Raw genomic sequence first — 11,714 nt, 5'->3', positions numbered from 1 at the left:
GGTGCTGGGTGCTGGGTGCTGGGTGCTGGGTGCTGGGTGCTGGGTGCTGGGTGCGCCAGATTGTGTAGGAGTGGCCCCTGGCCGTGAAGGCTCGCGGCCAGAGGCCGCTCCTGCAAGATCACGCCCACCGGAGCGAAGCTTTTAAATCAAACATCGCCCGACGCAAAAATCGAGTGGCAAGCGTAGCGAGCGGCTCAAGGTCGCGAGGAGCATCGCAGCCGTACTGAAGCACGGCGAGAAGCGCAGTCGCGAGATTGGGCCGCGCTTAGCTTGCCACCGACTTTTTTACATGACGGCGCCAATCTGCCAGGGCAGGAATTCGTCGTTGCCGTAACCCAGCTTCTCGCTCTGGGCCTTTTCGCCCGAGGCGTAGGCAATAATCGCGTCGAAGATGCGCTGGCTGATGTCTTGCATCGGCACGCCGTCGAGCAGGTCGCCGCAATTGACGTCCATGTCCTCGCGTTGGCGATTCCACAAGGCATTGTTGGTGGCGAGCTTGATGGTCGGCACACCGGCACAGCCGAAGGCCGAACCGCGCCCGGTGGTGAAGCAGATCAGCTGCGCGCCGCCGGCAGCCTGGCCGGTGGCGGAGACCGGGTCGTAACCCGGAGTATCCATGTACACGAAGCCCTTGGCGTCGATCTGCTCGGCGTACTCATACACGCCCTGCAGCGTGGTGGTGCCACCCTTGGCGACGGCTCCAAGCGACTTTTCGAGGATGGTGGTGAGCCCGCCAGCCTTGTTGCCAACAGAGGGGTTGTTGTCCATTTCGCCGCCGTTGCGGTGGGTGTAGTCCTTCCACCAGGCGATGCGGCCAATCAGCTTGTCGGCAATCGCCGGGGTCGCCGCGCGGCAGGTCAGCAGGTGTTCGGCGCCGTAGATCTCGGGCGTTTCGGAGAGGATCGCGGTCGCGCCGTGCGCGACCAGCATGTCCACCGCACCGCCGAGAGCCGGGTTGGCCGTAATGCCGGAGTAACCATCGGAGCCGCCACAGTTGAGACCCACGATCAGATGACTGATCGGCGCGTCTTCACGCTGGAAGGCATTGGCCTTGGGCAGCATGGCTTCGACCAGTTCAATCCCCTTGGCGATGGCCTTGGAGGTGCCGCCCAGTTCCTGGATGTTGACGCTCTCCAGCATGCCCGGCTCATAGGCGCCGATCTGCTCGACGAGCGGCTGGACCTGATTCATCTCGCAACCCAGACCGACGAAGAGGATGCCGGCAAAGTTCGGATGCTGGGCATAGCCGAGCATGGTGCGCTTGAGCGCCAGCATGCCCTCGCCCGAGCTGTTCATGCCGCAGCCGAGCGGATGCGGCATTGGCACCACGCCGTCGATATTCGGATAGGCCGCCAGCACACTGCGGCTGAAATGGTTGGCAATCGCCCGCACCACAGTGGCCGAGCAATTCACCGAGGCGATCACGCCGATGTAGTTGCGCGTGCCAACCTTGCCATTGGGGCGCTTGAAGCCTTTGAACAGCGCGGGCTGAGCGACTTTCGGCGGATCAAAGCGGGCGGTGCCGACCGCGTAGTCGCGCTCGAACTCGCCCACGGCGAGGTTCTGCACATGCACATGCTGGCCGGCGGCAATGTCGGTCTTGGCAAAACCAATGATCTGGTTGTAGCGGCGTACCGGCGCGCCCTGCTTGATGTCGTGCGCGGCGACCTTGTGGCCGGGCGGCACGAGATCACGCACCGTGCAGGTTTCGCCCGGAATAGCGTTGCCCGGCATGAGCTGACGGGTGGCAATCACCACGTCATCATTGGCGTGGAGGCGGATAGCGATGGAAGCGTCCATGATTGATTCCTTGCTGTACGTTGGGTGGAGCGGCCAGAGGCCGCTCCGGCAATCAGATGGCAGCCATTGCAGATTTCACACCGCCGGCCTTGATGGCGCTCAGTGCGGTTGTCACCTGTTCAGTCAAACCAGCGACGGCGTTCAGATCTTCACCCCACAGGCGCGCATCGCCCAGCATGCCGCGCACGCGGGCTACCAGATCTTCGCCTGCCTGCCAGCCGCGCCAGGCTTCACCCAGCGTGGTGAGCAATTCGGGGTTATCGCGAATAGGATAGCCGCCCGAATCGCGCTGGCCATTGAACTCACCCTTGGTGTCGAACTGACCATGATAGAAATTGAGCAAGGCAGCCAGCGAGAAAGACAGCCCGGCGGGCGCCTTGCCATGCGCTGCAACGTAATCCTTAACAGTGGGCAGCACCCGCACCTGCCACTTGGACACCGAGTTCAAGGCAATCGAAATCAGCTCATGGCGGATATGCGGATTGGCAAACCGCTCCATGATGGTATCGGCATAAGCCTTGCGCTCGGCATCGGGCAGCGGCACGAAGGGCACGATTTCCTCGAACATCACCTGCTTGAGGTACTTCGACACCACAGGGTCTTCGGTCATCTGCTGCACGGTATCCAGCCCGGCGCAGTAAGCCGCGAGTGAAGACGCGGTATGTGCGCCGTTGAGAATGCGTACCTTGCGCGTGCGGTAGGGCTGCAGATCATCTGTCCACACCACGTCCAGCCCGGCCTTGTGCATCGGAATCTCATCGGCCAGATGCGCCGGGCCTTCGATCACCCAGAGCAGGAAGGGCTCGGCGGCAACCAGCAGCTTGTCTTCATACCCGAGTTCTTCGCAAAGCTTGGCCGCCTCGGCAGCCGGGTAGCCCGGCACGATGCGATCGACCAGGGTATTGCAGAAGTGATTGTGAGCCTTGATCCATTCGGCAAACGCTGCCGGCAGCCCCCAGGCTTCAACATGCTGGAGCACGGTGGCGCGCAGCTTGCTGCCATTCGCTTCGATCAGCTCGCAGGGCAGGAAGACCAGGCCGGATGCAGCTGTGCCGCCCAAAGCGTGGTACCGCGCCCACAGCAGTGCGGCGATCTTCGCCGGAAAGTTATCCGGACAGGCAACCCCCTGAGCTTCGGCCACGTAGGCGATGCCGGCTTCGGTGGTGTTGGAGATCACGAAACGCAGCGCCGGATCAGCCGCCAGGGCCAGCATTTCATCCCATTGCGCATACGGGTTCAGGCACTTGTCCACACAGCTCACGATGCGCCGCGACTCGAAGGTCTGGCCGCCCTGCACGCCGCGCAGCAGCACGGTGTAGAGACCATCCTGGGCATTGATCAGGTCGGCAATACCGCGCGCCAGCGGCTGAGCGATAGTCACGCGGCCATTGAAATGCCCTGCTCCGTTAGCAATATCGATCAACCAGTCGGCAAACCCGCGCAAGAAGTTGCCGTCACCGATCTGCAGGATCTTCACCGGCGGCTTGCCCGCCCCAGCTTCCAGCGAGTACTCGGCGCGCACCTGGGTGGTGGCAAGGGTCGAACGATTCAATGCAAGCACGGACTGTCTCCCGAAATGAAGTCACGCGGCTCAGCGCCACAAAAGCGGCCAATACGCCTGACAAATTGAAGAATTTGACGCATATTAGTTTAAGTTGTCTGACAACTCAAGCAGATGTAAACCCTGATCACGGGCCGGCAACAAGCCTCGAGATGAGCGCCGACGCTAACGAAAAACGGCCTGTTCCGCGAGGAAACAGGCCGTTTGGTCGGGCAGGGATAGTCCTTAGCCGAAGAAGAAAACCGGCATCGCCGCGAGCGGGATGATCGCCCCCGGATACTGGACCACGATGGAGGCCAGCTTGTTGCCGTAGCGGCCGGCGATTTCGGGCGGCTGGCCCGCCAGACGGGCAGCCAGATAGCCGCCGGCAAAGGAGTCACCAGCGCCGGTGGTGTCGACGACCTTGTCCACACGGAAAGTCGGCACCATGATCGGCTCCTGGCCGCGCACGCGGATCAGGGTCGGGTCAGCACCGCGCTTGACCACCACTTCCTCACAGGGCAGTGAGTAGGCATGGGCCAGGGCGGACTCTTCATCCAGACCGTAGAGCGCGGCATTGTCTTCAAGCGTGATCAGGGTCAGGTCAGCGTTGGCGAAGGCGCGGTCGTACCATTCGGTCGTGCGCGGATCGCCACGCCACACGCGGGGCCGGTAATTGTTGTCAAAGAACACCTTGCCGCCGCGCTTGCGCAGGCGATCGCCCAGCTCGAAAAGGGTCTCGCGACCGGAATCCGGCAGCACCGCCAGCGAGATACCGCTGAAGTACAGCACATCAAGGTCGTCGATATTCTGCTCGAGCAGGCTGTTGTGCTCCTGGCCAACGAAGAAGTCCTTGGCCGCCGACATGTCGCGCCAGTAGAAGAAGGTGCGCTCGCCGGTGTCGTCCACCTGGATGGTGTAAAGGCCGGGCATCTTGCCCTCGACCCTGCGCACCATGCGCGTATCGATACCTTCCTTTTGCCAGGCTTCGACCATCTTGGCACTGAAGGCATCCGTGCCAAGCTGGGTGGCGTAGGAAACCTGGATGCCGCTATCCGCGCCAAGACGGGCCAGATACACGGCGGTGTTCAGGGTATCGCCGCCAAAGGTTTGCTGCATGGTGCCAAACATCTCGCCGCGCAGCTCGATCATGCATTCGCCGAAAAGGGCGATCCGACATTTCTTTTCCATGTGTTTTTTCCTGCTGGATTCGCGGGTTCGACGAGGGGGTCGCCGCCCGATCAAAATTCTAAACAAGTTCGCACTGCGGAACGCCGTGCCACCGGGGCTTTGCTGCCGGGCGATGACTTAAATCAATCGCTTCGCCATTGTGCCATTGCCAAAGCTGATTCAGCACCCGACCACCGAGCATAAGGGCAGGAAGCATGACGAGTGGGGTCATAGCCCGCCGGCAAAGCCCAGCTGCCGCCAGGCCTCGTAGGTCACCACGGCGACCGTATTGGAGAGATTCACGCTGCGCACATTGGGCATCATCGGCAGGCGCAAACGCTGCTCTGCGGCGAACTCGGCCAGCACTTCGGCGGGCAGGCCACGCGACTCGGGACCAAAAACCAGCACGTCACCGGGCTGGAAGGCCACCATGTCATAGCGCACCGTGCCCCGCGTACTCAGGGCAAAGAAGCGCCGTCCCGCGAGTTTGGCCCGGCAGGCGGCCCAGTCGGGGTACTGGGTGACGACCGAAAGCTCGGTGTAGTCCATGCCTGCGCGCTGCAGCTGCTTGTCGGAGAGCTCGAAGCCCATCGGTTCAACCAGATGCAGACGCGCGCCGGTATTGGCGCACAGACGGATGATGTTGCCCGTATTGGGCGGAATCTCGGGTTCGAAAAGGACAATGTCGATCATGCCGGCATTATCCCTCCGGTTGCGCCTGTACGACAGTTCTGTCGCCAATCCAGTGCCGGCCATCAAGCTGTCAACCGGCACAACCGTTAAAGCAATTAAAGTACGACCAAAGTCGTATCTAAGTATCTGAATTGGTTCGAGTAAGAGCCGAAGCAAGGAATAATGAACAGCCTCCCCCAGCGCCTCGCCGAAAGTCCGCTCGCCTCACGCGAGGAGGGCGAGCGCCTGCTCGCCTGTCTCAACGCAGCCCTGGCCTACAGTCGTTTCGAGGAAGCGGCGGCGGCCGTATGCAGCGAATTGCAGGCGGTATTTGGCTGCGAGCTGGTTGCCCTTGGCCTGCTGCGCGGGCGCAGTGTGCGGCCGCTGGGCTGGTCCGGTCTGGCTGATGCGCAGGCAGCACTGGCGCTCGGGCGCAAGATCGGCGCAGCAATGGATGAATGCGTGGATCAGCGCTGCAGCCTGCGTTATCCAGCCGCCGCCGGCGACCCGCCACGCATCACCCTGATGCACGCAGAGCTCGCCAGCGCGGATCTGGGAGCAGCGATCCTGAGCGTCCCCCTGCCCGCTCGCCTGGAAGCGGTGGGTTGTGTGGTCCTGCTGCGCGGCGAGAAACAGCCCTGGAGCGATGCCGAACGCAGCATGGCCGAGGAAATTGCCAGCCTGCTTGGCCCGGTGCTGCTCCTGCGCCAGCAAGCGGACGAGCCATTACGCCGCCGCCTGCTGCGCCAGCCGGGCGAGTTGCTGGAAAAACTTCAGGGGCCGCGCAGCCTGCGCCTGTGGCTGGGCCTGCTCGGCGTGGCAGGCTGTCTGCTTGCCGGTGGCCTGATTCCGGTGGCCGACACAGTGCGGGCCGAAGCGCGTCTGCAGGGCGAGATTGAACGCAGCATCACGGCCCCGGCCGACAGCTTCATTCAGGATGTACTGGTACGCCCCGGCAGCAGCGTTGCCGAAGGCGAGTTGCTACTGACCCTGGCAGACCAGGATCTGAAGAGTGAGCAACGCCGCCTTGAGAGTGAGCATGCGCGCCACCGCAGCGAACTGGCCGAAGCCTTCGCGCGCCAGGACCGCGCCCGCATGGTGGCCAGCCAGGCCAAGGCCGAGGAGGTCGGCTCGCAGCTCGATCTGATCACCGACCAGCTCGCCCGCACACGCCTCACCGCGCCCTTCCCCGGTGTGGTGATCCGGGGGGATCTGCAGCAGCAGGCCGGTGCGCCGGTCAAGCGCGGTGACGTGCTGCTGGTGATCTCGCCACTCAGTGCCTGGCGCCTGATCCTGCAGGTTGATGAACGTGACATCGCCCGCCTCGCCGCCGGCCAGCGCGGCGAAGTGAGCTTTGTGGCCCTGCCCGGCGAGCGCTTTGCGCTGCGCGTGAGCCGCATCACGCCGGTCGCCCGGGTAGTGGACGGGCGCAACGGCTTCGAGGTGGAGGCCGCCCTGGAGGGGCGCAGCCAGGCCGTCCGCCCGGGCCTGGAAGGCGTGGCCCAGCTCCACATGGGCCGGCGCCCGCTGTTGGCCATCTGGGGCAGCCGTCTCGCGGACTGGCTGAGCTTGCGCCTGTGGTCCATATTCGGCTGAAGCATGAGCGAGTCGCTGTTCAGCCCTTACTGGTATCGCGCCGCACATCTGCATCCGCAGCTCGCCGGCAATACCCGGATCACCCGTCAGGTTTTCCGCGACGAACAGTGGTATGTACTGAGCAATCAGGCCTCCGGCCGCCAGTTCCGCGTCAATCGCCTCGGCTATCAGCTCATCGGCCGCCTCGATGGCCAGCATTCAGTGCAGGACATCTGGGATGGCCTGATCCGCGAACTCGGTCAGGACGCCCCCAGTCAGCATGAAGTGCTGCGGGTGCTCTCAGAGCTGGCCGGTGCCGGCATGCTGCGCAGTGAGAGCAGCCCGGATCTTGGCGGCATCTTCGAAGCCACCCGGCGGCGACGGCAGCAGGGAGCGAGTCGCCTGAACCCGCTAGCCTTCCGTCTGCCGCTGTGGAATCCGGCCCCCGTACTGGATCTGCTGGCCCCTGCCACGCGCTGGCTCTTTACTCGCCCGGCCGTGCTGCTGTGGACGCTGCTGACACTCGGCGCACTGCTCCTCACCCAGCTGCACTGGCCCGAATTGCGTGCCTACGCCAGCCTGCACGTAGCCAGCCCGCGCAACCTGCTGCTGCTGTGGCTGACCTATCCCACGATCAAGCTGGTTCATGAGTTTGCCCACGCCCTGGCGGTGCGGATCTGGGGCGGCGATGTGCACGAGCTGGGCGTCACCTTCTTCCTCGTGATGCCGGTACCGTATGTGGACGCCTCCTCCGCCTCCGCCTTCCCCGAGCGCCACCGGCGGATTCTGGTGAGCGCCGCCGGCGTCATGACCGAAGTCGCCATCGCCTCGCTGGCCCTGCTGCTGTGGCTCAATCTCAACGATGGTGTACTGCGCGAACTGGCCTTTGCCTGCATGCTGATCGGCGGGGTGTCCACGGTGCTGGTCAATGCCAACCCGCTGATGCGATTTGACGGTTACTACGTCTTCGCCGACGCCCTCGAAATGCCGGGCCTCGCCGCACGGGCAGATGCCTGGCTGCGCTACCTCGGCGAACGCTGGCTGCTCGGTAACCGTGAGTTGCCGGCACCGCCCGGCACCGAACACAAGCGCTTGCTGCTGAGCGTATTCGGTGCCGCCTCGCTGATTTACCGCATCAGCCTGCTGCTGGGCATGGCGCTCTGGCTGGGCAGCAAGCAATTGCTGCTGGGCGCCTTGCTGGGCCTGTGGCTGCTGCTGCATTTTGCACTCCTGCCGGGCTGGCGCCTGCTGCGCCTGGTCTTTGCCGGGCGCCGCCTGCACAGCACGCGTGGCCGCGCGATCGCAGGTCTCACAGGCCTGCTGCTGGCGAGCGTCGTGCTGCTGGGCGTGCTGCCGATGCCCTGGATCACGCGCGCCGAAGGCCTCGTGTGGGTGCCGGACGAAGCCCGGGTGCGCAACGAGGAAGAGGGCTTCGTGAGCCGCATCCTGGTCAGCAACGGTCAGTCGGTCAGTGCCGGCACGCCCTTGCTGGAGCTCGAGAACCGCGAACTCAAGGCCCGCGCCAGCCAACTGGCCAGCCGCCTGGCTAGCCGTGAGCAGGCCTATCAAGGTTCCCTGCTGAGCAATCCCGCCGAAGCCATCGCACTGGCCGAAGAAGTGCATGCCCTGCAGACCGAGCAGGCACGCATGGAAGAGCGGCTGGCGAGCCTGCTGCTGCGTGCACCGGTTGCAGGCATCGTCGGCATGCCCAACGCACGCGACCTTGAAGGGCGCTTCTTTGCCCGCGGCAATGTGCTCGCCAACGTGCTGAACCCGGCCACCCTCACCGTCCGCGCGGTGCTGGGGCAGCAGGATATCGAGCTGTTGCGGGCCACAGACCCGCGCGTAGAGATCCGTATCGCCGGCCGGCCACGCGAGAGCCTCGTAGCCCGCAGCCGGCCGGAGCAGCCTGCGGCCGGCTACCAACTGCCCAGCGCGCTGCTCGGCGAGCGCGGCGGTGGTCCTTTCCTGACCGACCCGGCTGACCCGGACGGCCTGCGAACCCTCGAGCCTGTATTCACACTCGATTTCGAAATCCCGGGCAAAGCCCTGCCACGCATTGGCGAACGCGCCCGGGTACACATCTACCATGCCCCGCGCCCGCTCGCCGTGCAGTGGTGGCGCAGCCTGCGCCAGGCCTTCGAGCCACACTTTGGTGGAGCCGGCGCATGACGAGCCGAAGCCGCCCTCCGGTGCCCGGGCTGTTGCTGGGGCACTACCCCGAACGCATCGAGCGCGCCCGTCACCCGGACCTCCCCTGGCTGCGCTGCCTGCTCGCCGATCTGCCCCCCTTCGCCCATCCCCGCAGGCGCCTTCTGAGTGAGCGCGCCACGCGGATCCTTCAACGCAGCAAGCGTCTGCGTGCGACTCCGGCGGCCATGCCGCTGGCCGAGCTGGCCCGCGACGGCTTCGCCTCGGCCGCCGCCGAAGCCTGCTGTGCGCGGGTGTGCCTGGAAATCGAGAACACCCTCGGTCGTAGTCTGCGCCCGGCCCAGGTCATGGCCGCACTTTGCGTGCTCGACGGGCGCCTCGCCGAACTGCCCACCGGCGAAGGCAAGACCCTCGCCAGTGCTCTCGCCGCCTGCGTCGCCGCCCTTGCCGGGGTGCCGGTCCATGCGGTGACCAGCAACGACTATCTCGCTGCGCGCGACGCCACCATGCTGCAGCCGCTCGCCGCGGCGCTGGGGCTGCGCGTGGCAGCCATCGATCCGGCCATGAAGAGCGAGGCCCGGCGCCAGGCCTATGCCGCCCACATCACCTTCTGCTCAGCGCGCGAACTGGTCTTCGATTACCTGCGCGACCGCAGCCGCACGCACGACCGGGTGCTGCGCGGCCTGTGCATGGCCATCGTGGATGAGGCCGACAGCGTTTTCATCGACGAAGCGGCCACCCCCTTCATCCTCTCCGAGAACGTCGACGAATCCACCCAGCAGGCGCTCTATGTGCAGGCCCTGAGACTGGCCGGGCAAATGAAGCCTGGCTTCGATTTCCGCGTGGACGGGCGCGACCAGAGCGTGCACTTCTCCGACCAGGGGCTGGAACTGATCGAGGCCGAAACCCTGGGCGACATCCCGCTATGGGGCGTGCCGCGTTACCGTCAGGAAATGGCCGAGCTGGCCGTACGTGCGCTCTACATCCTGCGTCGCAACGTCGATTACCTGGTCAGCGAGGGCAAGATCCATATCATCGACGCGAACAGCGGGCGCCGCGCGGAGGGGCGCAGCTGGTCGCGCGGCCTGCACCAGATGGTGGAACTCAAGGAGCGCTGCAAACCCACCCATGCGACCCGCGTGATCGCTCAGATCACCTTCCAGCGTTTCTTCAGCCGCTATCACCTGCTCGGCGGCATGAGCGGCACCCTGCTCGAAGCCCGCAGCGAACTGCTCGAGGTCTATGGCCTCACGGTGGAGTGCATCCCGGTCGGTCGCCCCTCCGGCCTGCGCCTGCTGCCGCCGGTGGTGTGCAGCCATGCCGGCGCCAGCCAGCAAAAGCTGCTTGAAGAAGTCCGCCAGATGCAGGCGGCCGGGCGGCCGGTGCTGATCGGTACCGATTCGGTCCGCGAATCCGAGCGCATCAGCCAGTTGCTGCGCAGCGCCGGCCTGCCCCATCAGGTGCTCAATGCCCGCCAGGACACGGCTGAGGCCGCCCTCATCGGCCAGGCCGGGCAAGCCGGTGCGATCACCGTCACGACCAATATGGCGGGCCGTGGCACCGACATCCTGATCGACGAGGCTGTCGCCCGCGCCGGCGGCCTGCATGTGTTGTCATGCCAGCACAACAGCGCGCGCCGCATCGACCGCCAGCTCTTCGGCCGCGCTGCACGCCTGGGCCAGCCGGGCAGCGCGCGCACCCTGCTATCGCTGGAAGAAGGCTTGCTGGGACGCTACCTCGGCACAAGGTGGCACAAAATATTGCAATTATTTAGCTCAAAGCTAGACGACACTATGCCTTTAGTAGTAGGCAAAATGCTACTGAAAGTAACCCAGTGGCTAGCCGAACGTCGTGCCCGCAATGCCCGTCAGCGCTTACGGGTAGCCGACACGCAACAAGGAGGAGGACAACTGTTTGGCACGCGCCGTGAATGAGCGCCGACAGGCAGAAAATAATCATGACAAGAATTTCGTACTCACGCCCCCTGTGCGGCTTGCTCCCGGGGTTGCTGCTCCTTGCCTGCGGCAGTGTGGCCGCCGCACCAGCGAATAGCCGCACCGGTGACATCCTCGGCTGCCTGCTCACGCCGGCCGCTGAAGCCGAGATCGGCAGCCCCGTGGTGGGCATCCTCGAGCAGGTGCTGGTTGACCGCGGCGACAGCGTCCGCAAGGGTCAGGTCATCGCCCGCCTGATGAATGAAGTCGAGCGCGCCGCGGCCTCCGCCGCAACCCAGCGCTCGGAGAATCGCGCCGAAGTGGCCGCCGCCAAGGCTGCCTACGAATTCGCCCAGCGCAAGGCCGAGCGCGCCGAGGAGTTGCTGCTGCAGAATTTCATCTCCCCCCAGGCCCGCGACCAGGCCGTGTCCGAAGCCAAGGTGGCCGCCATGCGCTACGCCCAGGCCCAGGAGCAGCGCATGGTGGCACGCGAAGACCTGTCGGTGGCCAATGCCCAGCTACGCCAGCGCAGCATCACCGCGCCCTTCGCCGGCGTCGTGGTGGAGCGCTACCTGCAGCCGGGCGCACGGGTGGAAGACAAGCCGGTACTCAAGCTCGTGCAACTCGATCCACTGCACGCCGAAATCGTGCTGCCGGCCACCCGCTTCGCTAGCCTCCGGGTCGGCCAGAATGCCCAGCTGAGCCCGGAGATGCAGGGCGCAAGCCCGATCCAGGCCCGGATCAGCCGGATCGATGCAGTGGTCGACGCAGCCAGCAACACCTTCCGCGTGCGCCTCGTGCTGCCCAACCCCGGTAACCGGATTCCGTCGGGCCTGCGCTGTCAGGTCGTGTTCGAAGAAGGGCCGCGCTGA

8 protein-coding genes are annotated in these 11,714 nt (G+C 65.0%); 4 read left to right on the top strand and 4 right to left on the bottom strand.

The window, feature by feature from the left end; translation table 11 throughout:
- Positions 1–285: 285 nt before the first annotated feature.
- The 4 genes from HJ583_RS05670 to HJ583_RS05655 form a co-directional block, all read right to left on the bottom strand.
- Positions 286–1,800, bottom strand: coding sequence for a UxaA family hydrolase (locus tag HJ583_RS05670; RefSeq protein WP_170020995.1), 1,515 nt, complete (start codon positions 1,798–1,800; stop codon positions 286–288).
- Between the two features lie 52 nt (positions 1,801–1,852).
- The gene (locus HJ583_RS05665) at positions 1,853–3,361 is read right to left on the bottom strand and encodes a tagaturonate reductase (RefSeq protein WP_170020994.1); all 1,509 of its coding nucleotides are present in this window, start codon (positions 3,359–3,361) and stop codon (positions 1,853–1,855) included.
- Between the two features lie 225 nt (positions 3,362–3,586).
- Entirely contained in the window at positions 3,587–4,531 is a 945-nt protein-coding gene (locus HJ583_RS05660; protein ID WP_170020993.1) for a sugar kinase, read from the bottom strand.
- 207 nt (positions 4,532–4,738) lie between these two features.
- Positions 4,739–5,203 carry a tRNA (cytidine(34)-2'-O)-methyltransferase gene (locus HJ583_RS05655; RefSeq protein ID WP_170020992.1) on the bottom strand — a complete coding sequence of 155 codons (465 nt, stop codon included), beginning with the start codon at positions 5,201–5,203 and terminating at the stop codon, positions 4,739–4,741.
- 162 nt (positions 5,204–5,365) lie between these two features.
- Here HJ583_RS05655 and HJ583_RS05650 point away from each other — a divergent pair, with 162 nt between their 5' ends.
- The 4 genes from HJ583_RS05650 to HJ583_RS05635 are packed head-to-tail and all read left to right on the top strand — an operon-like array spanning position 5,366 to position 11,714.
- The gene (locus tag HJ583_RS05650) at positions 5,366–6,778 is read left to right on the top strand and encodes an efflux RND transporter periplasmic adaptor subunit (RefSeq protein ID WP_170020991.1); all 1,413 of its coding nucleotides are present in this window, start codon (positions 5,366–5,368) and stop codon (positions 6,776–6,778) included.
- Between the two features lie 3 nt (positions 6,779–6,781).
- Positions 6,782–8,929, top strand: coding sequence for a PqqD family peptide modification chaperone (locus tag HJ583_RS05645; RefSeq protein ID WP_170020990.1), 2,148 nt, complete (start codon positions 6,782–6,784; stop codon positions 8,927–8,929).
- A complete protein-coding gene (locus HJ583_RS05640; protein ID WP_170020989.1) occupies positions 8,926–10,842 on the top strand; it encodes a preprotein translocase subunit SecA in 1,917 nt (638 codons plus the stop codon). Before HJ583_RS05645 ends, HJ583_RS05640 begins: the two co-directional genes overlap by 4 nt.
- Before the next feature lie 23 nt (positions 10,843–10,865).
- Positions 10,866–11,714, top strand: coding sequence for an efflux RND transporter periplasmic adaptor subunit (locus HJ583_RS05635; RefSeq protein ID WP_170020988.1), 849 nt, complete (start codon positions 10,866–10,868; stop codon positions 11,712–11,714).

The organism is Uliginosibacterium aquaticum (genome assembly GCF_012972705.2).
Lineage (GTDB): Bacteria > Pseudomonadota > Gammaproteobacteria > Burkholderiales > Rhodocyclaceae > Uliginosibacterium > Uliginosibacterium aquaticum.
Note: the sequence above shows the minus strand (reverse complement) of the source record. Positions and strands in the feature narration are given on the sequence as shown.

Excerpts from the sequence above, each read along its gene's own strand:
- HJ583_RS05670 (WP_170020995.1), bottom strand. The coding sequence starts at position 1,800 with ATGGACGCTTCCATCGCTATCCGCCTCCACGCCAATGATGACGTGGTG.
- HJ583_RS05660 (WP_170020993.1), bottom strand. The coding sequence starts at position 4,531 with ATGGAAAAGAAATGTCGGATCGCCCTTTTCGGCGAATGCATGATCGAG.
- HJ583_RS05655 (WP_170020992.1), bottom strand. The coding sequence starts at position 5,203 with ATGATCGACATTGTCCTTTTCGAACCCGAGATTCCGCCCAATACGGGC.
- HJ583_RS05650 (WP_170020991.1), top strand. The coding sequence starts at position 5,366 with ATGAACAGCCTCCCCCAGCGCCTCGCCGAAAGTCCGCTCGCCTCACGC.
- HJ583_RS05645 (WP_170020990.1), top strand. The coding sequence starts at position 6,782 with ATGAGCGAGTCGCTGTTCAGCCCTTACTGGTATCGCGCCGCACATCTG.
- HJ583_RS05640 (WP_170020989.1), top strand. The coding sequence starts at position 8,926 with ATGACGAGCCGAAGCCGCCCTCCGGTGCCCGGGCTGTTGCTGGGGCAC.
- HJ583_RS05635 (WP_170020988.1), top strand. The coding sequence starts at position 10,866 with ATGACAAGAATTTCGTACTCACGCCCCCTGTGCGGCTTGCTCCCGGGG.